Annotated in this window: 16 protein-coding genes and 1 pseudogene; 5 read left to right on the forward strand and 12 right to left on the reverse strand. The window is 59.4% G+C overall.

Features of this window, described 5'->3' with window-relative positions; all coding sequences use genetic code 11:
- The first annotated feature begins 146 nt into the window (after window positions 1-146).
- The gene (locus tag AC07W4_RS22075; RefSeq protein ID WP_495033990.1) at window positions 147-1244 is read left to right on the forward strand and encodes a PLP-dependent cysteine synthase family protein; all 1098 of its coding nucleotides are present in this window, start codon (window positions 147-149) and stop codon (window positions 1242-1244) included.
- 117 nt (window positions 1245-1361) lie between these two features.
- Here AC07W4_RS22075 and AC07W4_RS22080 read toward each other — a convergent pair whose 3' ends face one another.
- From AC07W4_RS22080 to AC07W4_RS22090, 3 genes are all read right to left on the reverse strand, one after another.
- Window positions 1362-2975 (reverse strand): NAD(P)/FAD-dependent oxidoreductase, encoded by a 1614-nt coding sequence (locus AC07W4_RS22080; protein WP_495033980.1) that lies wholly within the window; start codon window positions 2973-2975, stop codon window positions 1362-1364.
- A 95-nt stretch (window positions 2976-3070) separates the two neighbouring features.
- A complete protein-coding gene (locus AC07W4_RS22085; RefSeq protein ID WP_495033981.1) occupies window positions 3071-3739 on the reverse strand; it encodes a COG3650 family protein in 669 nt (222 codons plus the stop codon).
- A gap of 110 nt (window positions 3740-3849) precedes the next feature.
- Complete coding sequence (locus tag AC07W4_RS22090) at window positions 3850-4446, reverse strand: short chain dehydrogenase (protein ID WP_495033982.1); 597 nt, start codon at window positions 4444-4446, stop codon at window positions 3850-3852.
- Window positions 4447-4553: 107 nt separating this feature from the next.
- On the opposite strand from AC07W4_RS22090, the gene AC07W4_RS22095 reads away from it, so the two are divergent.
- Window positions 4554-5462, forward strand: coding sequence for a LysR family transcriptional regulator (locus AC07W4_RS22095; RefSeq protein ID WP_495033983.1), 909 nt, complete (start codon window positions 4554-4556; stop codon window positions 5460-5462).
- 187 nt (window positions 5463-5649) lie between these two features.
- On the opposite strand, the gene AC07W4_RS22100 is transcribed toward AC07W4_RS22095, so the two are convergent.
- The 5 genes from AC07W4_RS22100 to AC07W4_RS22120 form a co-directional block, all read right to left on the reverse strand.
- Window positions 5650-6351 (reverse strand): ABC transporter ATP-binding protein, encoded by a 702-nt coding sequence (locus AC07W4_RS22100; protein ID WP_495033984.1) that lies wholly within the window; start codon window positions 6349-6351, stop codon window positions 5650-5652.
- A complete protein-coding gene (livG, locus tag AC07W4_RS22105) occupies window positions 6352-7119 on the reverse strand; it encodes a high-affinity branched-chain amino acid ABC transporter ATP-binding protein LivG (protein ID WP_008052918.1) in 768 nt (255 codons plus the stop codon).
- Window positions 7116-8372 (reverse strand): high-affinity branched-chain amino acid ABC transporter permease LivM, encoded by a 1257-nt coding sequence (locus tag AC07W4_RS22110; protein WP_008052917.1) that lies wholly within the window; start codon window positions 8370-8372, stop codon window positions 7116-7118. The genes livG and AC07W4_RS22110 overlap by 4 nt, the downstream gene beginning before the upstream one ends.
- A complete protein-coding gene (gene livH / locus AC07W4_RS22115; RefSeq protein WP_008052916.1) occupies window positions 8369-9292 on the reverse strand; it encodes a high-affinity branched-chain amino acid ABC transporter permease LivH in 924 nt (307 codons plus the stop codon). The genes AC07W4_RS22110 and livH overlap by 4 nt, the downstream gene beginning before the upstream one ends.
- Window positions 9293-9525: 233 nt before the next feature.
- Complete coding sequence (locus AC07W4_RS22120; protein WP_008052914.1) at window positions 9526-10653, reverse strand: branched-chain amino acid ABC transporter substrate-binding protein; 1128 nt, start codon at window positions 10651-10653, stop codon at window positions 9526-9528.
- Window positions 10654-11003: 350 nt separating this feature from the next.
- Between AC07W4_RS22120 and AC07W4_RS22125 the strand changes: the two genes are divergently transcribed.
- Complete coding sequence (locus tag AC07W4_RS22125; protein WP_008052913.1) at window positions 11004-11309, forward strand: DUF2288 domain-containing protein; 306 nt, start codon at window positions 11004-11006, stop codon at window positions 11307-11309.
- 298 nt (window positions 11310-11607) lie between these two features.
- Here AC07W4_RS22125 and AC07W4_RS22130 read toward each other — a convergent pair whose 3' ends face one another.
- Window positions 11608-13806 (reverse strand): hypothetical protein, encoded by a 2199-nt coding sequence (locus AC07W4_RS22130; RefSeq protein ID WP_495033985.1) that lies wholly within the window; start codon window positions 13804-13806, stop codon window positions 11608-11610.
- Between the two features lie 197 nt (window positions 13807-14003).
- Here AC07W4_RS22130 and AC07W4_RS22135 point away from each other — a divergent pair, with 197 nt between their 5' ends.
- A complete protein-coding gene (locus AC07W4_RS22135) occupies window positions 14004-14900 on the forward strand; it encodes an NAD(P)-dependent oxidoreductase (protein WP_495033986.1) in 897 nt (298 codons plus the stop codon).
- Here AC07W4_RS22135 and AC07W4_RS22140 read toward each other — a convergent pair.
- Both AC07W4_RS22140 and AC07W4_RS22145 read right to left on the reverse strand, forming a co-directional pair.
- The gene (locus AC07W4_RS22140) at window positions 14857-17073 is read right to left on the reverse strand and encodes a putative bifunctional diguanylate cyclase/phosphodiesterase (protein WP_495033987.1); all 2217 of its coding nucleotides are present in this window, start codon (window positions 17071-17073) and stop codon (window positions 14857-14859) included. The two genes, AC07W4_RS22135 and AC07W4_RS22140, sit on opposite strands and share 44 nt — an antisense overlap.
- A 146-nt stretch (window positions 17074-17219) precedes the next feature.
- Complete coding sequence (locus tag AC07W4_RS22145; protein WP_495033988.1) at window positions 17220-17585, reverse strand: YkgJ family cysteine cluster protein; 366 nt, start codon at window positions 17583-17585, stop codon at window positions 17220-17222.
- A gap of 269 nt (window positions 17586-17854) precedes the next feature.
- On the opposite strand from AC07W4_RS22145, the gene AC07W4_RS22150 reads away from it, so the two are divergent.
- Window positions 17855-19201: a spinster family MFS transporter gene (locus AC07W4_RS22150; RefSeq protein ID WP_495033989.1), complete on the forward strand. Its 1347-nt coding sequence runs from the start codon at window positions 17855-17857 to the stop codon at window positions 19199-19201.
- Between the two features lie 113 nt (window positions 19202-19314).
- Here the strand turns inward: AC07W4_RS22150 and AC07W4_RS22155 are convergent.
- Window positions 19315-19687 (reverse strand): annotated as a pseudogene (locus tag AC07W4_RS22155) (transposase); the annotation flags it as partial.

The raw sequence follows: 19687 nt of genomic DNA on the forward strand, positions 1-19687 counted from the left end.
CGTAAGCCGTCAGCAGCGAACTGAGCCTAGCAGTTGTCGGTCGTATTGGATCTCAGCTGTACCTGTGCTGGATGTAGGTTTTTTCCTAAGCTTGATGGTTGAGCCCTGTGACAAGGCCGACTCTTGCCTGATTCAATGAGAAAACCATCATGAGCGACAACCGACAGTGGTCCCGCGAAGCGATCCGGATCATCGAAGCCGACTACCAGCGCAGCGCAGACACCCACCTGATCCCTTTGCCGCTGCCAGGTTTTCCGGGTATCGAGTTGTACTTCAAGGATGAGTCCAGCCACCCCACGGGTAGCCTGAAGCACCGGCTGGCTCGCTCGCTGTTCCTGTATGCGCTGTGTAACGGCTGGCTCAAGCCCGGTGCGCCGGTCATTGAGGCTTCCAGCGGTTCGACGGCGATTTCCGAGGCGTATTTCGCACGCATGCTGGGCTTGCCGTTCATTGCGGTGATGCCGGCGACCACGTCCAAGGAGAAGATTGCGCAGATCGCCTTCTACGGTGGCCAAAGTCATCTGGTCGACGACCCGACCCAAATCTACGCCGAGTCCGAGCGTCTGGCTCGTGAACACGACGGGCACTTCATCGACCAGTTCACCTACGCCGAGCGCGCCACTGACTGGCGGGCGAACAACAACATTGCCGAGTCGATCTTTCAGCAGATGCGTTTCGAGCAGCATCCCGAACCGAGCTGGCTGATTTCCAGCCCCGGTACCGGCGGCACCACCGCCACCCTGGGTCGGTACGTGCGTTATCGCCAGCATGGCACCCGCGTGCTGTGTGCCGATGCCGAGCGTTCGGTGTTTTTCGATTACTACCAGACCGGCGATGCCAGCCTGCGACTGGACCACGGCTCGCGTATCGAAGGCATCGGCCGGCCGCGCGTGGAGGCGTCGTTTCTGCCCAAGGTGATCGACGCCATGGTCAAGGTGCCGGATGCCCTGTCGCTGGCGGCCATGCACTACCTGGCGGAGCGTCTGGGACGCCATGTGGGCGGGTCGAGCGGGACCAACCTGATCGGCGCACTGATGGCCGCCCAGCACATGAAGGCGGCGGGGGAGACGGGGTCGATGGTGGCGATTCTGTGTGACAGCGGCGAGCGATACGCCACGACCTATTACGATCCGCAGTGGCTCAAGGCTCAGGGGTATGAGTTGAGTGGCTTGATGGCTGCGGTGGCGGCGACGGTGGAGCGGGGGGAGCCGCTGCCGGACTCGGTTTTGCGCGCCAATATCTGACACGGCGAAGATCAAATGTGGGAGCGGGCTTGCTCGCGAAAGCGGTCAATCAGCCAACACATATGCTGGATGTGAAACCGTCTTCGCGAGCAAGCCCGCTCCCACATTAGAGTGGTATCAGGCATCGAGGCCGAGGATGTCCCGGGCCACTGCTTCTGCAATGCGAATACCATCAACACCCGCCGACAGAATCCCTCCCGCATAACCGGCGCCTTCACCGGCCGGGAACAAGCCTTTCACGTTCAGGCTCTGCAACGACTCGTTGCGGGTAATACGCAGCGGCGAGGAGGTACGGGTCTCGATCCCGGTCAACACCGCGTCGTGTAGCGAGTAACCACGAATCTGCTTCTCGAATGCCGGCAGGGCTTCGCGAATGGCTTCGATGGCGAATGCCGGCAACGCCAGTGCCAGATCACCCAGGGCAACGCCCGGCTTGTAGGACGGCTCGACGCTGCCCAGTTCGGTGGACGGTTTGCCCGCGATAAAATCGCCGACCAATTGTGCCGGCGCTTCGTAGTTGCTGCCGCCCAGCACGAATGCGTGGGATTCCAGGCGTTCCTGTAGCTCGATACCAGCCAGCGGGCCGCCCGGATAATCGACTTCCGGGGTGATGCCGACGACGATACCGGAGTTGGCATTGCGCTCGTTGCGCGAGTACTGGCTCATGCCGTTGGTGACCACGCGGTTCGGTTCGGACGTCGCCGCCACCACGGTGCCGCCCGGGCACATGCAGAAGCTGTAGACCGAGCGGCCGTTCTTGGCGTGGTGCACCAGTTTGTAGTCGGCGGCGCCCAGTTTCGGGTGCCCGGCGTACTTGCCCAGCCGCGCGCGGTCGATCAGCGACTGCGGGTGTTCGATGCGGAAACCCACCGAGAACGGCTTGGCTTCCATGAACACACCACGGCCGTGAAGCATGCGGAAGGTGTCCCGGGCGCTGTGGCCGAGGGCCAGGATCACGTGTCTGGAGTGGATTTGCTCGCCGCCATTGAGTTCGACGCCGACCAGTTGGCCGTCCTCGATCAGCACGTCGGTGACACGCTGCTGGAAGCGCACTTCACCGCCCAAGGCACGAATCTGCTCACGCATGTTTTCCACGACGCCGGTCAGGCGGAACGTACCGATGTGCGGCTTGCTGACGTAGAGGATTTCTTCCGGTGCGCCGGCCTTGACGAACTCGTGCAGGACCTTGCGACCGAGGAATTTCGGGTCCTTGATCTGGCTGTAGAGCTTGCCGTCGGAGAATGTCCCCGCGCCGCCTTCGCCGAACTGCACGTTGGATTCCGGGTTGAGTACGCTTTTGCGCCACAGGCCCCAGGTGTCCTTGGTGCGCTGGCGTACTTCGGTGCCGCGTTCGAGGATGATCGGCTTGAAGCCCATTTGCGCCAGCAGCAGCCCGGCGAAAATCCCGCACGGACCGAAGCCTACGACGATCGGCCGCGTACTCAGGTCGGCCGGTGCCTGGCCGACCGCTTTGTAGCTGACATCCGGCGCCACGCTGACGTTACGGTCATCGGCAAACTTGTGCAGTACCGCCGCCTCGTCGCGAACTTCAAGGTCGATGGTGTAGATGAAGCACAGTTCGGAGGACTTTTTACGCGCATCGTAGCTGCGCTTGAACAAGGTGAAATCGAGCAGGTCATCGCTGGCTAGCCCTAAGCGCTGCACGATGGCAGGGCGCAGGTCTTCTTCGGGATGGTCGATCGGCAACTTGAGTTCGGTGATTCGTAACATGGCGGGATCCGGTTCGCGGGGCGCACAACTGCGCCAGGGCGTTTGAAGCCCGCGATTATAAGCCCCAAAGGCGCAGGCCCGTGAGGCTTAAACGATCAGTCGTCGCGCGATCCGCCGAAATAACCGCAACCGCGTTGCACCTGACCGTCGATGCGCAGTTCAGCGCTCATGTGCTGGATGCTGCCGGTGCTGCTGTCGACGCAGCGTTGCGGTGCAACCCACAGTTCGATGTGCTGGTTGTTGGCTTCGGTGCTGAGGTTGAAACGGCCATCGCCCAGCTGCTCTTCGACGTAAGGCACGGCCAACGGCGGCTGGCCGGCCCGGTCGAGGACCATGCCTTTGCCGCTGACTTTCACGCTCCATTCCGGGGTGTGGCCGGCGGCGCGCAGGATCAGCAGCTTGAAATTCGGATCGTCGCACGCGTTGCCCGAGCGCTCGACGCGGTACAACTGCTCCAGATCGAGCTGGCCGTCACCACCGCTGCCGGCCACAACCCGCCCGCGCACGTCGGCAAACAGCTTGCCCTGCTTGTCCGCCAGGTTTGCGGCCTGCTGCAGGACGCTGGTGCCGCCCGTATCGTTGACCACGTAGCGGTTGGTCTGGCTGCACGGCTGGAACAGCAGTTTGCCGTCCGCCGCGGTCAACTGGCCTTGCATGCGTGTCTGGCCGACATGGGAGGCACTCTGCCGTTCACCGTCGAACAACTGGCAGGCGGCGAACAGCGGAAGCAGGGCAACGAGGACTAAGGAACGGGCAACACGCATCGTGGGGTCTCCTGACAAGTGCCGCCACGTTACTCAGCCTGACCGTTCATCACAACCCGTTATCGTCTCCACTTTGTATTGGCGCTGACGCAGGTTGCGATTTTTCATCTTCAGATGTGAAAGGTCTGACCTGTTTGCAGGCCTTCCACGCTTTTAGCGTAGGCCAAGGCCACATCCGCCGCAGGAACCGGCTTGAAGCCACGGAAGTACGGCGCATATTTACCCATGGCTTCGACCAGGACGTTCGGGCTGATCGAGTTCACGCGCAGGCCGCGGGGTAGTTCGATGGCAGCGGCTCGGACGAAACTGTCCAGTGCACCGTTGACCAGTGCTGCCGAGGCACCGCTGTAGATCGGATCGTGACTGAGCACGCCGGTGGTGAAGGTGAACGAAGCACCGTCATTGGCGAACTCGCGGCCGATCAGCAGCAGATTGACCTGGCCCATGAGCTTGTCTCTCAGGCCCAGGGCAAAGCTCTCTTCGGTCATCTCGTTGAGCGGTGCGAAGGTCACGTTGCCGGCGGCACACACCAGTGCATCGAATTTGCCTGTCTGCTCGAACAGTTTGCGAATCGAGGCGCTGTCACTGATGTCCACCTGAAAGTCGCCGCTGGTGCGACCGATGCGGATGATTTCGTGGCGTTGCGACAGTTCCTTGTCGACGGCCGAACCGATGGTGCCGCCTGCGCCGATCAAAAGAATTTTCATGGAGGCTGATCCTCATTGTGGGTTGAACGAGGTATCAGTTTAGGGTGGTTTTTTTCGTAGATAAGCGCACTAATAGGCAACCTTTGGTTTTCAAATGGAAACAATCCATGAGCGAGATGGACGACCTCGCCGCGTTCGCGGTGTTGATCGAAGCGGGGAGTTTTACCCTGGCGGCGCAGCAGCTCGGTTGCAGCAAAGGCCAGCTGTCCAAGCGCATCAGCCAGTTGGAAGCGCAGTTTTCCGTGGTGTTGTTGCAACGTACCACCCGCCGCTTGAGCCTGACCGCGGCCGGCGCTGCGTTGTTGCCCCAGGCACAGGCGCTGGTGGTGCAAGTCGAGCGGGCGCGCCAGGCTCTGGCGCGTCTGAAGGACGACATGGCCGGCCCGGTGCGGATGACGGTGCCGGTGTCACTCGGGGAAACCTTCTTCGACGGCCTGTTGTTGGAGTTCTCCGCCATGTATCCCCAAGTGCAGATCGAGTTGGAGCTCAACAACAACTATCGCGATCTGTCCCGTGACGGCTTCGATCTGGCGATTCGTTCCGACGTGGCCATTGACCAGCGACTGGTGGCGCGTCCACTGCTGGCGTGGCAAGAGCTCACCTGTGCCAGCCCGGCTTACCTTGAGCAATACGGTGAACCGCAAACCCCCCAGGCGCTGGCCGAGCATCGCTGCCTGCTCAACAGCCATTACAGCGGCCGGGAAGAATGGCTTTATCACCAGCAGCACGAGTTATTGCGGGTGCGGGTGTCGGGGCCGTTCGCCAGCAACCATTACAACCTGTTGAAGAAAGCCGCGCTGGTCGGCGCCGGTATTGCGCGCCTGCCGTCCTACTGCTTGCCAACAGAACTGGCCGACGGGCGTTTGCGATGGCTGCTGCGCGATTATCAGACCCGCAGCATGCCGATGTACCTGGTTCATCCGTATCAGGGTGGGTTGCCCAAGCGCACGCAGGTACTGGCGGATTATCTGATCGGGTGGTTCAAGCGCAGCGGGGAGGCGCTGGATCGGTTGTAATGGATTGCACAAAACCTGTGGGAGCGGGCTTGCTCGCGAATGCGGCGTGTCAGACAACAACAATGTCGACTGACCCTCCCTATTCGCGAGCAAGCCCGCTCCCACAAGGGATCTTCAACGTTGTGAAAAAGGTGCCAGGCATAAAAAAACGGCCTGCAAAGGCCGTTTTCTTGTTTACCGCAATGGCTCAACCACCGAGGTACGCGTCGCGCACTTTCGGGTCGGTCAACAGTGCTTCACCGGTACCGGTCATCACCACCCGGCCGTTCTCCAGAACGTAGGCACGGTCAGCGATTTTCAGCGCCTGGTTGGCGTTCTGCTCGACCAGGAACACCGTCACACCGTCCTTGCGCAGTTGTTCGATGATGTCGAAGATCTGCTGGATGATGATCGGTGCCAGGCCCAGGGAAGGCTCATCGAGCAGCAACAGCTTGGGTTTGCTCATCAGCGCACGGCCGATGGCGAGCATTTGCTGTTCGCCGCCGGACATGGTGCCGCCACGCTGGGCGAAGCGTTCTTTCAGGCGTGGGAAAAGTCCGAGGACCTTGTCCATCTGTTCCTGATAGTCGCCCTTGGCGGTGAAAAAACCGCCCATGGACAGGTTTTCTTCCACGGTCAGGCGGGAAAACACCCGACGACCTTCCGGCACCACGGCAATGCTCTTGCGCATGATCTGCGAGGATTCCTGGCCGACCAGTTCCTCACCCATGTAGCGGATGCTGCCGCTGTGGGCCCGCGGCGAACCGCAAAGCGTCATCAGCAGCGTGGACTTGCCGGCACCGTTGGCACCGATCAAGGTCACGATCTCGCCCTGGCGGACTTCGACGTTGACGCTGTGCAGGGCCTGGATCTTGCCGTAGAAGGTGGAAACGTTTTCGAACTGCAGCATTTACGCTTCCCCCAGGTAGGCTTTGATCACTTCAGGATTGTCGCGGATCTGTTCCGGCGTGCCATTGGCCAGAGGCGTGCCCTGGTTGATCACGACGATGTGGTCGGAGATGCTCATGACCAGTTTCATGTCGTGTTCGATCAGCAGCACGGTGACGTTGTGCTCTTCACGCAGCATGCTGATCAGCGCCTTGAGGTCCTCGGTTTCCTTCGGGTTCAGGCCCGCGGCCGGTTCGTCGAGCATGAGGATCCGCGGGCGGGTCATCATGCAGCGGGCGATTTCCAGGCGACGTTGCTGACCGTAGGCCAGGGTGCCGGCTGGACGGTTGGCAAACGCCTTGAGGTTGACCTTGTCCAGCCAGTACTCGGCGAATTCCATGGCCTCGCGCTCGCTTTTGCGGAACGACGGCGTCTTGAACAGACCGGACAGGAAGTTGGTGTTCAGGTGACGGTGCTGGGCGATCAAGAGGTTCTCGACCGCCGTCATGTCCTTGAACAGCCGCACGTTCTGGAAGGTGCGCACCACGCCCTTGAGGGCGATTTTGTGGCCGGGCAGACCTTCGATGGCCTCGCCGTCGAGCAGGATGCTGCCGCCGCTCGGCTTGTAGAAGCCGGTCAGGCAGTTGAACACGGTGGTCTTGCCGGCACCGTTGGGGCCGATCAGCGCAACCACTTGTTTCTCTTTCACGCTCAAGGCTACGCCGTTGACCGCCAGCAAGCCGCCGAAGCGCATGCTCAGGTTTTCTACTTTCAGGATCTCGCGGCTCATTTGCGCAGCTCCATGTGAGGACGTTGCATGGGCAGCAGACCCTGAGGGCGCCAGATCATCATCAGTACCATCAAGGCACCGAACATCAACATGCGGTACTCACTGAACTCACGCATCATTTCCGGCAACAGGATCATCACCGTGGCGGCGAGTACGACACCCAGTTGCGAGCCCATGCCGCCCAGCACCACGATGGCGAGGATGGTCGCCGACTCGATGAAGGTGAAGGACTCCGGTGTCACCAGGCCCTGACGCGCAGCGAAGAAGCTGCCGGCGAAACCGGCGAAGCAGGCACCGAGGGTGAAGGCCGACAGCTTGATGATCGTCGGGTTCAGACCCAGTGCACGGCAAGCGATTTCGTCTTCACGCAGGGCTTCCCAGGCACGGCCCAGAGGCATGCGCAGCAAGCGGTTGATGACGAACAGGGCGAACAGCGCGAGGAACAACGCAACCAGGTAGAGGAAGATCACCTTGTTGATCGAGTTGTATTCCAGGCCGAAGTACTCGTGGAACGTCTGCAGGCCTTCAGCCGCTTTACGTTCAAAGGTCAGGCCGAAGAACGACGGTTTCTCGATGTTGCTGATGCCATTCGGGCCACCGGTGATGTCGGTCAGGTTACGCAGGAACAGTCGGATGATTTCACCGAAGCCCAGGGTCACGATGGCCAGGTAGTCACCGCGCAAGCGCAGTACCGGGAAACCGAGCAGGAAGCCGAACGTGGCTGCCATCAGGCCGGCAATCGGCAGGCAGATCCAGAAGCTCAGGCCATAGTAATGCGACAGCAGCGCATAACTGTAGGCGCCAACGGCATAGAAACCGACGTAACCTAGGTCGAGCAGACCGGCCAGGCCAACCACGATGTTCAGACCGAGGCCGAGCATCACGTAGATCAGCACCAGCGTGGCGATATCCACCGCACCGCGAGAACCGAAGAACGGCCAGACCAGGGCACCGGCGATCAACGCGATGATGATCCAGCGTTGAGTGGTCGGCAGGGTCAGGAAGTTGCTGGCCTTGGCCGGGATCAGCGGCATGCTCGGCGAAGAGCGCCAGGCCGAGCTGATCTGCTGGTCGAACAGCACACGCAGGAACATCAGCACCGAGCACACCGCGATGGTGATCAGGGTGGCGTCGCTGGTGCCATGAACTTCGAGGTTGATGCCGACGATGGTCAGCTTCAGACCGAGTACCGGATAGGCCACGGCCCACACCAGCAAAGCGCTGAACAGCGCCTGTTTAAGATTTCTAGTCATACCTTCTCAACCTCCGGACGGCCCAGCAGGCCGGTTGGCCGGAACAACAGCACCAGAACCAATAGACCGAAAGCCACGACGTCCTTGTACTGGTCGCCGAAGATGTCGGCACCAAAGGCTTCCGCTACCCCAAGCACGATCCCGCCGAGCATGGCGCCGGGGATGCTGCCGATACCGCCCAGTACCGCTGCGGTGAAGGCCTTGAGGCCGACGAGGAAACCGGCGTTCGGGTTGATCACACCGTACTGCATGCTCAGGAGCACGGCGGCGATGGCCGCCAGTGCAGCACCGATGACGAAGGTCAGGGCGATGATGTTGTTGGTGTTGATACCCAGCAGGTTGGCCATCTTGATGTCTTCGGCGCAGGCGCGGCAGGCGCGACCCAGGCGAGAGCGAGAGATGAACAGGGTCAGGCCGAGCATGGCGACCAGGGTCACCACGAACACCACGATTTGCATGTAGGAAATCAGCACTTCATGTGCGCCACCTGGCCCAAAGGCAAAGTTGCCCGGAATCAGGTTGGGAATGGATTTGTCCTTGGAGTCTTGCGCCAGCAGAACGGTGTTCTGCAGGAAGATCGACATGCCGATGGCGGAGATCAGCGGGATTAGACGGTTGCTGCCGCGCAAGGGGCGGTAGGCGATCCGTTCGATGCTGTAGCCGTAGGCACTGGTTACAACGATGGTGGCGAGAAAAGCGGCGGTCATCAACAGCGGAACGCTGTCGAGTCCCAGCATGGCCAGCCCGGCGATGGCGATGAACGCCACGTAGGAGCCAATCATGTACACCTCGCCGTGGGCGAAGTTGATCATTCCAATGATGCCGTAGACCATCGTATAGCCGATGGCGATCAGGGCATACGTGCTGCCAATGGTCAGGCCATTAACCAGCTGTTGGAAGAAGTGATAGATGTCAGGCATTACAGCGCTCCTAAAAACCTGATACGCATTTCACTGGTGGAGTCATTTTCCCGCCCGGGCCCCGTGGATCTGCATCCACTTCGAATCCGGGGTTTGCCAGCGAACCGCTGATGACGGTTTTGAGATTTTCAGGTGGGGAGACTGGCGGATCACGCCAGCGCGGCCCAGATACGTTCGTAAAACAAAGCCCACGGCACGCCGTGGGCTTTGTTGGCAGTCAGTCAGGCAATGCCTTACTGAGGCTTGGCTTCAGTTTTTGGTTTGCCGAAGTGCCACTCGTAAACCACGAATTTGAAGTCTTTCAGGTCGCCTTTTTCGTCGAAGCTCAGGTCGCCGGTAGGTGTCTTGAAGGTGCCGGCGTGGATGGCTTCAGCCACCTTGGCGGAGTCTTCGGACTTGGCAGCCTTGATGCCGTCGGCGATCACGGTCACAGCCGAGTAGGCCGGGAACACGAACGGACCGCTCGGATCTTCTTTCTTGGCTTTGAACGCATCAGCCAGGGCAACGTTGGCTGGATCCTGGTCGAAGGATTTCGGCAGGGTCACCAGCAGGCCTTCGGAAGCGTCCTTGGCGATCTGCGAAATGGAGTCGTTACCCACGCCTTCCGGACCCATGAATTTGGCTTTCAGGCCTTTTTCCTGGGATTGACGCAGGATCAGGCCCAGCTCCGGGTGGTAGCCGCCGTAGTAGACGAAGTCGACGTTGGCTTGCTTGAGCTTGGAGATCATGGACGAGAAGTCTTTGTCGCCGGCGTTGACGCCTTCGAACACGGCGACTTTCACGCCTTTGCCTTCCAGGGTTTTCTTCACGGCGGTGGCGATGCCTTCACCGTATTGCTGTTTGTCGTGCAGAACAGCAACGATCTTCGGTTTTACGAAATCGGCAATGTAGTTACCGGCGGCAGGGCCCTGGGCGCTGTCCAGACCGATGGTGCGGAACACCATTTTGTAACCACGGGCGGTGATGTCCGGGCTGGTGGCAGCCGGGGTGATCATGATCACGCCTTCGTCTTCGTAGATGTCCGAAGCCGGTTGAGTGGAGCTGGAGCACAGGTGACCGACCACGAACTTGACGCCGTCGTTGACGACTTTGTTCGCGACTGCCACAGCTTGTTTCGGATCACAGGCGTCATCGTATTCAACGGCTTCGAGTTTCTTGCCGTCTACGCCGCCCTTGGCGTTGATTTGCTCGATGGCCATTTTCGCGCCACTGAACTGCATGTCGCCGTATTGGGCTACAGGGCCGGTCTTAGGGCCGGCGATGCCGATCTTGATGGTGTCAGCTGCGAACGAATGGCTGGCAACCCCGGCCAGAACCATAGCGGCAAACAGTTTGGAAATCTGCTTAGTAGCCTTAGTCATAGTGCTCCACTCTTACTGTTGTAGTTTTTATAGTCCTGGCGCCGAAAGCAGCAGAACCGGGTCAGATATCTGCGACATTCCCCGGAAAAGTCCCTCGGCAACTGTACCGGTACAGTGTAGAGCGCCGATTGTCAGCCTGGGAAGGCGGCGCCGGGGGACAAAACCTGCAAGTGTCGCTTTATTGAAAGTAAAAGACAGAATTGCGGCGGGGTGTTGAGGGGCTTATAGCCGGATTCAAAGCATTCCCTGGCTTTCCTGCGCTTTTCATTTCCGTCACTCAATTGCATCCGGGTTTTTCTGCCAGACCACCGACGTTATCATCTACGTCGATTTCTTTTCCGGACAGTCCCATGAATCAAGAACCTAGCACCCTCTATGCCAAACTGCTTGGTGAAACTGCATCTATTACCTGGAAAGAGCTGGAGCCGTTCTTCGCCAAGGGTGCCCTATTGTGGGTCGATCCTGGCCTGGATCTGATCGCCGCCGCCGAGGCCGTGGCCCAGGATGAAGGGGAGAAAGTGGCTGCCTGGCTGGCCGCTGACAAGCTCGGCAAGCTGTCTGAAACACGGGCGCTGGATCTTTTCGAGCGTGATCCGCAACTGTGGGCCGTGGTTGTTTCGCCGTGGATTCTGATCCAGGAAAGGGCGCAGGCTTAAAGGGTTGCACCTTGTTGGTGCGCGCCTTTGCCGGGGAAAAGTGTGTAGCCGAGTAGCGTGATGGCATGTTGCCGTGGAGAAAGGCCACAGCCTCACGGTGACGTAAACGTAACGGGAACAGTTGGGAGGGCGACTGAACGTCTGCTCAATTGTTTCTGGATGTTGAAATTCGGTGAGTTCAAGGCCGCCTTCGTCGGATCGCCGCCCGGAGCAAGCCCGCTCCCACATTCGACTGCATTCCTTCTGGAAGAACACGGTTAAATGTGGGAGCGGGCTTGCTCGCGAATGGGGACGACGCTTAGTGAGCGGTCTTGCCTGTATGGTTGTTCAACGAAATAACCTTGGTCTTGCCAATGCGGTGACGGTAGATCTCGCGCAGGTACTTGATCGATTTCTTCACGCAATCCCGGGACAGGCGGATGTCGTTGATCGAGACAAATTTTTCCTTGTCATTGATCAGTTCGCGGTACTTCTTCTCGTACATCGGCTTGATCGCATACCAGTTGGTGTCGAGGATCTTCGCCGGGTTCTCGAATTCGTTGAGCAACTCGTCGATGCGGTCTTCATCGAACTGTTCGTTGATGATGAAGTCCAGGATCGAGTTGTCCAGGGTCTCGTCGAAGCGGTACGGGTTTTTCGCGAAGCAGCGCTTGATGAAGGCCACGATCAGCGTCAGGAAATCGTCCGACAGGCACGGGCTCTTGGCGATCAGGGTGGTCAGCGACAGGTTGGCCGAAGCACCGATCACCAGCGCGTAGCGCTTGAGCGTGGTGTTGGGGAACAGGCTGTTGAGGTGAGTCTTCAACCGGTTCAAATCCATGTAGGACAGCTTGTAGTCCTTGGGCAAGGAAACGATCGACACCACCGACGAGCAGTTCTTGAAGAAGTGCAGGTCATGCAGGGCCGCCGCGTCGTAACCCGAGTTCTTGTACTGCTCCAGCGACGCGCGATAGCGCTTGGACTCGATCGGCAACAGGCTGATGCCTTCGATGGCCTGGGTGACCTTGTTGAAGTGCGGCAGGTCGATCGAACGGAAGAACAGATCGTCGATGTTCAGACGCTGCGGCTCTTTCTCGAACACCTTGAATTTGTCGCTGCTCGGCGGCGGGGTTTCCGGCACCACGGACTCGGCGTAGGCAATGGCCACCGGGCCGGCCAGGCTCATGAACAGGTCGTTGGCGTCCAGGCGGATGGTTTCGCCGATGTCGATGCCGGCGCGACGGAAATAGTTCTGGTCGTAGTCGGTGGTGACCGCCTGGGCCGTCAGAATGTTGAATATCTGCTGCGAGATGTACTGGTTGGCATGCTTTTCCATGGCATTGACATCAATGTTCTGGATATTGCCGTCATCGTTTTCTTCGGCGTAACGCATGATGTCGTTGGAGATCAGCATCATCGCGTTCCAGGGGCGGATGCGGCCCATGACGCTGGCTTCGCTGCTGTCTTCGTTGGCGAAGTTGTAGGAGAAGTCCCATTCTTCTGACAGGTATTTGCACAGCAGGCGGCCGGCGTTGATGTGCAATGCCTCGGACATTTCACTGCGGTGATCGGAAATGTTCGGCAGTACACAGATGCCACTGGTGAAGATCGGTTCGAAGACGAAGGAGTGGCCGCTCTTGCTGTCATGCTCGTCCATCGGCTTGGTGTCGAACGTCTTGTTCATGTACGAGTGCTGCTGGGCCAGGCCAAACTCCGAGGCCATGCCCGAGCCGGTACCGCCGCCGGCACTGAAGATCGAGAAATACAGGCGCGACTGGTTGGCCTTGATGCCGCAGCTGTCGATCAGGTACGAATGAATCATCTTCCAGTCAGGGCTGGAGAAACGCTGGGTATCCTTGTTCAGGATGATCTTGGCCAGGTACTGGCCGAGGATCGGCGCGTTACCGGCGCCACCGGCGTGGACTTCCGACAGGTCCATGATCTTCATCTTGCTATAGTCGCGCAGGAAGCCGCTTTTTTCGCCCTTGCGCGAGAAGCGGATGCGGCCGGCGATGTCCTTGTCCAGGTCGCCAAGCATCACCAGCGGCTCGACCAGAAACACCGGCTTGGTGTTTTTGTTCTGGCCCAGGCGCAGGTTGTTGCGGATCCACTGGGCCGGGCTGTAGCCCTTTTCGGCAAAGCGCTTGTCCGGCGACAGGCGATCTTCGTTGTTGAATTCGTTGAGGTAGAACTTGCGGGCGTTGTACACCAGCTCCGCCACGTCCAGCGCAATGTTCGAGCCGCAGCGGCCCAGGCCGATCAGGCACACCGACGGGAATTCCTGATCGCTGTGCTGTTCGCTGTCGCCTTCCAGGTGCGGTGCGCGCGGGAACACCATGTCGCGCAGGCCGTCGAGGTTGTCGAGAATGCGGTCGGTGTTGGTTTCGGTGAAGTAAAGATATTGCTGGGTCGCCAACGGGCGCGATTGAACCAATGGCTTCGGTGATGACGGGCTGTTGGCCGCGGGGCTCAACGTCAGATCGGTTACCGCAGTGGCCGGGTTGTTTTTAGAAGTCATTGTTCGCCATCTACCTGGGCTGATTGGTTGGCCGACTCACTGTCGTCGAACCGTCACGGAATACAATCGCGTCTTTTTTCAGCGCGTACTTGGACCATGCCTTGGTCTTTAGCCTGAGTATCGCTCGGGGGTGAATCCTTTCCTAAGTCATGATGAATCGGCCAATATTCGGTGATCTTTAATCAAGAAGAGGCAAAATGATGTCAACGCTACCTTCGCTGGGGTTTGCCGGGATCGGCCTGATGGGGTTGCCGATGTGTCGGCGCCTGCTGGCCGCGGGTTATCCGCTGGCGGTATGGAATCGCAATCCGCAGAAGTGCAAGCCGCTGGTGGAGGCCGGCGCACGCCAGGTCGCCAGCCCGTCCGAACTGTGCCAGCACGCTGACGTGGTGATGCTGTGCCTGGCGGATACGTCAGTCGTACGCGAGGTCGTGTTTGGTCCGGCAGGCATTGTGGCGGGAGCAAAAAAAGGCCAGTTGCTGGTGGATTTCTCCAGCCTGGAGCCCAACGCTACGCGGGAAATGGCCGCGGATCTCGCCGCTAAAACCGGCATGGGCTGGCTCGACACGCCGGTGTCCGGTGGCGTGGTCGGTGCCGAGGCTGGAAGCCTGGCAATCATGGTCGGCGGTGAAGTACAGGATCTGGAACGGGTCCGGCCTGTGCTGTTGAACCTGGGGCAACGTGTGACGCACATGGGCGGCGTCGGGGCAGGGCAGGTGACCAAGGCGTGCAATCAGATGATCGTCGCCTGCAATGCATTGGTGATTGCCGAAGTGGTCGCGCTGGCGGAACGTTCCGGGGTTGATGCCAGCCTGATCGCCGAAGCGCTGGCCGGCGGCTTTGCCGATTCGAAGCCCTTGCAGTTCCTTGCCCCGCAGATGGCTGAAAACCGTTTCGAACCGGTCAAGTGGCACGTGCGCACGTTGCTCAAGGATCTGGATGCAGCGGTGAAGTTTTCCCGTGAGCAAGGCTCGGCGACACCGATCAGCGGTCTGGCCGCGCAGTTGATGCGCCTGCATGGGAGTCAGGGTTTCCTTGAGAAAGACCCGTCTACATTAGTGCAGATGTACCGTGAGCCAGGCTCAGCGTCGTGACGGTATAGGCGTGCTTGCGCTGGTTGATTTCGTTCAGCACCGGATGCAGCTCGGCCAGTGGTACCGGCCGGCTCAGCAGATAGCCCTGGACGAAGTCACAGCCGTGGTTTTCCAGGAATTGGTATTGCTCGAAGGTTTCCACCCCTTCGGTGACCACTTGCAGGTGCAGGGTATGGGCCATGACGATAATCGCCTGGACAATCTCCATGTCCTGGGTGGCCTTGGGGATGTCCTGGATGAAGGAACGGTCGATTTTCAGCGTGTTGAGCGGCAAGCGCTTGAGGTAGGCCAGGGATGAATAGCCGGTGCCGAAGTCATCGATCGACAGCGACACGCCGAGGGCGCGAATCTGTCGCAGCAACACCAGGGTGTTGGCGATATTGCCCATCAAGGCGTTTTCCGTGACTTCCAGTTCCAGCCGGTTGGGCGCCACACCGGCGACCCGCAATGCGTACTCGATTTCATCGGCCAGTTCTTCGCGTGCGAGGTTCAGCGGCGAGCAATTCACGGCGATCTTGAGGTCTTCACAGCCCTTGCGCGACAACTCGCCCAAGTCCTCGCAGGCCTTGCGCAGCACCCAGTTGTCCAGTTCGGCGATCAGGCCGTTGGCCTCGGCGATGGCGATAAAACGATCCGGTACGAGTAAACCATGGACCGGGTGCTGCCAGCGAATCAAGGCTTCGAGCTTGCTGACCTGACCGGTCTTGAGGTCATAGATCGGCTGGTAATAGAGCATCAGTCCGGTATCTTCACGCAGGGCGTGGCGCAATTCTTCTTCCAGCTGCAGCTCCAGTATGGCGCGGGCTTTCAGGTTGGCGCTGAAAAAATTCAGCCCGTTGCGGCCGCTGCCCTTGGACTGATACAGCGCCAGGTCGGCGTTCTTCAGCAGTTCCTCACACGTCTTGCCGTCTTCCGGAAACAGACTGATGCCGATGCTGGTGGTCATGACCATGCGCCTTCCGGCCAGCTCGATAGGCTCCTTCATTTTCAGCATGATGCGTTGGGCCATATGCCGCGCCTCCTCACGATCATGCAGGTTGATGAGCAGGCAGAACTCGTCACCACCGAAGCGTGCGACCACATCCTCGTGACTGCGAATCGAGCTCTTGATGTGTTGGGCAAGCACTTTGAGCAGATCGTCACCGGCATCGTGACCAAGGCTGTCGTTGATCCGCTTGAAATGGTCGATGTCCAGGAACATGACCGCCAGCATCCCGCCTTCGTTGGTTTTCTCCATGAGTTTTTCGGCGAAGATCTGGTTGAACCCGCGGCGGTTGATCAGGTTGGTCAGCGGGTCGTAGTGCGCCACCTGTTGCAGTGACATGCGCGCCTGGTCCAGTTGGCTGAGCAGGGAGTTGACCCGTTGCAGGTCGTGGTCCTTATGTTGCAGCTTCTTGTCCGCCAGTGCCGCGCTGATGCTGCTGCCGATGATCAGCAGGGCCATGACGGTCACGGTCAGTGCCAGTTGCATGTGGCTGTTTTCGCCGGATTGCGTCGGCAGGCTGTCGCTGGGCAGCACCATGTTGAAGGCGGCCATCGCAGTGAGGTGCATGCTGAGGATGCCAGCCCCGAGCAATAGGCTGGCGCTGTATTTGAAGAGCTGATGCAGCAAGCCGGTGCCGTCGCGCAGATACCATGCCAGCAACAAGGCTGCCAGCGCGGCACCGATCGCGATCGCGATGGAAAGGGCGAACAGGCCCGGATGGTAATAGACCTCGGCATTGGAGTGCATGGCCGTCATGCCCACGTAATGCATGGTCGCGATACCCAGGCCGATCCCGATCGATGCCTTGATACACCGCTGCAAACTCAAATCAGGGAGGCTGAGGGTATGCATTGCCAGCCACGCGGCGAGCAGCGCGATGGTTAACGAGAACACCGTGACAGGCAGTTGATAGTGAAGATCGATAGGTGTCTGGAATGCCAGCATCGCGACGAAGTGCATGGCCCAGATACCGCCGGCCAGGCATCCGCTGCCAACCCAGCGCCAGCGTGTCTTGGAAGCTGAATTTTCAGCGTGAGCAACCCGTTCGGCCATGTCCAGTGTCGCGAAACAGCCGACACAGGCGACCAGATAAGCCAGCAGCACCAGAAAAGGGTCATGTGTGCAATTAAGTACGACCTGCCCACTCTCTGGTAGCTCGGTAAGGAAATGCAAACCAAGCCATTCCATAGAATGCCCCATTGTTATCCTCAGGCTGGCGCAAGGAGCGCCGGCGAATGCCTTGGAGTATAGAGGGCATGGATGGAGCGCAAGCGGTAGTGGCACATTGATGCCAATCTTTTTGATATTAGCCTGATAGCGATTAGTGCTATGACTCAGGCGAATTGCTTCTGAGGCGTCTCGAATACGGGCTGCAGGGCCGGCAAGCCGAAAGCGGCACGGGCCGCGTCGCAATCGGGATTGGCCTCGCCATCGACCCAGGAAGCCTCGAACTCCCGACAGGTGCTGGAGCGTTTTTCGTAAATCGAGCATTGCACCGTACTGCCCACCTCTCCCACCAGGCTGGTGCAGCGTACGGGTTTGCAGCCGGTGCCGAGCATCGCGACCCGACTGGGGCTGATCTGCTCGACAAGCTCATCGGGTACGGTCCCCCCGGACGAGGCGCATTCACCCCAGAAAAATGACACGCGAAAATGAGAACAGCAGGCACCGCAATTCAGACACGGACTGGCTTCGGACATGGGCGATTATCGTAAGGAGGAGTGGAGACACAGGGGGGAAACAAGGCCGCTATTCTAGGCTTCGCCAACGGCTTGGGAAGGGGGGCTCAAAGTTATTTTTCATCGGCCGGACGGGCTGCTGGATACCCATCCGGCGAACGCTCCCACAGGCATGTGCACCATGGGCAGGTATCAGCCTGGCGAATAATGAAAGACAGGTGCGGCCGGCCTGTCTAGATTGCAAAGTCCGGGGACAGTGACGCCCCAAAAACAATAAAAGAGACGGACCCATGCAGAACTCGACCCAAGCGGCCAATGCCTGGCGCATTCTGTTCCTGTTGTTCCTGGCCAACCTGTTCAATTTTTTCGACCGTACCATCCCGGCCATCATCATCGAGCCCATTCGCATGGAATGGCACCTCAGTGATTTCCAGTTGGGGATCATCGGGACGGCATTCACCATCGTCTACGCCATTGCGGGCTTGCCGCTGGGGCGCATGGCCGATACCGGCTCGCGCAGCAAGCTGATGGGCTGGGGGCTGGCGGTGTGGAGCGGGTTGACGGCCGTTAACGGCATGGTGGGCAGTTTCTGGAGCTTCCTGATCGTGCGCATGGGCATCGGCATTGGCGAAGCCAGTTACGCGCCAGCCGCCAATTCGCTGATCGGCGACTTGTTTCCGGCTCACCGCCGGGCGCGGGCCATGGGGATCTTCATGCTGGGGCTGCCATTGGGGCTGTTGCTGGCGTTCTTTACCATCGGTGCGATGGTCAAGGCCTTCGATAGCTGGCGCGCACCGTTCTTTATCGCGGCGGTGCCCGGGCTGTTTCTGGCAATCTTCATGTTTTTCATCAAGGAACCGAAGCGCGGCGCCGCCGAGAGCGTTCAGGTTTCCCAGGAAAAGATCGATCGGCCGATCCGTCGGGTACTGGCCGTGCCAACCTTCCTGTGGCTGGTGATGGCGGGCCTGTGTTTCAACTTCGCCACCTATGCCTGCAACTCCTTTCTGGTGCCGATGCTGCAACGCTATTTCCTTATGCCGTTGCAGGAAGCTGCGGTTGCCACCGGGATTATTGTCGGTGTGACCGGTTTGGTCGGCCTGACCCTCGGTGGCTGGATCGCGGACAAGATTCACCAACGGGTCGCCAACGGGCGGCTGTTGTTTGCGGCTTTCAGCTTGGTGATTTCGACGGTTTGCACTGCGTGGGCGCTGCATTCCGGGCGAATCGAGATCGGTGTGTTTGTTGCGGTGTTTAGCCTGGGTTGGTTGTTCGCCTACAACTTCTACACCTGCGTGTACACGGCGATTCAGGATGTGGTCGAGCCGCGGTTGCGGGCAACGGCCATGGCGCTGTTCTTTGCCGGGCTGTATCTGTTGGGCGGCGGTTTGGGGCCGGTGGTGGTCGGGGCCTTGTCGGATCACTTTGCCAATACGGCGATGCTGGCGGCGGGCGCGCAGCAGATGACTGAGGCGTTCAAGGCGGTCGGCCTGCATGACGCGATGTACCTGATTCCGGTGGCGCTGTTGTTCACCGTGGTGTTTCTGTTCCTGGCTTCGCGGTGTTTCGTGCGCGATGCCAAGCGGATGAAGGAAGGGTTGGTGGCGGTTGAGCCTGAAGGTTCTGCGGTGACTGCTTAACCGCTTTCGCGAGCAAGCCCGCTCCCACATGGGGCTTCAGTGCATATGAGATCCCTGTGGGAGCGGGCTTGCCCGCGAAGAGGCCATCAGCAGCACTACTGAAATTGAAGTGTCTAGTCCTGAAATAGGTTTACACCTGTTTCACCCTAACGCCCGATGCACCGCATCGGGCGTTTTGTATTTCAAAGACAGGTGCGGACGCTCGCCGTTGTAGATCGATACCGACTCACTCACCATCTTCTTCGCCTGCGTTAAATCCTGTGGTCGCTGGAGCATAAGCTCTGTCTTTAATATCCCGTTGACCCGCTCTGCCAAGGCATTTTGGTAGCAGTCATAGCCGTCCGTCATTGAGCATCGAATACCGTACTTCGCGTGCAACGCTTGGTACATCCCTGAGCAATATTGGATACCTCTATCTGAATGATGCACCAACGACTGCTCTGTCCGACGGTGCTTTACCGCCCGGCGCAGTGCCTGTGCTACCGA

The sequence above is a fragment of the Pseudomonas sp. GW821-FHT02A08 genome, from assembly GCF_059422045.1.

Coding starts and splice junctions, on each gene's coding strand:
- AC07W4_RS22140 (WP_495033987.1), bottom strand. CDS start 17,073: ATGGAATGGCTTGGTTTGCATTTCCTTACCGAGCTACCAGAGAGTGGG.
- AC07W4_RS22120 (WP_008052914.1), bottom strand. CDS start 10,653: ATGACTAAGGCTACTAAGCAGATTTCCAAACTGTTTGCCGCTATGGTT.
- AC07W4_RS22110 (WP_008052917.1), bottom strand. CDS start 8,372: ATGACTAGAAATCTTAAACAGGCGCTGTTCAGCGCTTTGCTGGTGTGG.
- livG (WP_008052918.1), bottom strand. CDS start 7,119: ATGAGCCGCGAGATCCTGAAAGTAGAAAACCTGAGCATGCGCTTCGGC.
- AC07W4_RS22130 (WP_495033985.1), bottom strand. CDS start 13,806: ATGACTTCTAAAAACAACCCGGCCACTGCGGTAACCGATCTGACGTTG.
- AC07W4_RS22125 (WP_008052913.1), top strand. CDS start 11,004: ATGAATCAAGAACCTAGCACCCTCTATGCCAAACTGCTTGGTGAAACT.
- AC07W4_RS22145 (WP_495033988.1), bottom strand. CDS start 17,585: ATGTCCGAAGCCAGTCCGTGTCTGAATTGCGGTGCCTGCTGTTCTCAT.
- AC07W4_RS22135 (WP_495033986.1), top strand. CDS start 14,004: ATGATGTCAACGCTACCTTCGCTGGGGTTTGCCGGGATCGGCCTGATG.
- AC07W4_RS22090 (WP_495033982.1), bottom strand. CDS start 4,446: ATGAAAATTCTTTTGATCGGCGCAGGCGGCACCATCGGTTCGGCCGTC.
- AC07W4_RS22100 (WP_495033984.1), bottom strand. CDS start 6,351: ATGCTGCAGTTCGAAAACGTTTCCACCTTCTACGGCAAGATCCAGGCC.
- AC07W4_RS22085 (WP_495033981.1), bottom strand. CDS start 3,739: ATGCGTGTTGCCCGTTCCTTAGTCCTCGTTGCCCTGCTTCCGCTGTTC.
- livH (WP_008052916.1), bottom strand. CDS start 9,292: ATGCCTGACATCTATCACTTCTTCCAACAGCTGGTTAATGGCCTGACC.
- AC07W4_RS22095 (WP_495033983.1), top strand. CDS start 4,554: ATGAGCGAGATGGACGACCTCGCCGCGTTCGCGGTGTTGATCGAAGCG.
- AC07W4_RS22080 (WP_495033980.1), bottom strand. CDS start 2,975: ATGTTACGAATCACCGAACTCAAGTTGCCGATCGACCATCCCGAAGAA.
- AC07W4_RS22150 (WP_495033989.1), top strand. CDS start 17,855: ATGCAGAACTCGACCCAAGCGGCCAATGCCTGGCGCATTCTGTTCCTG.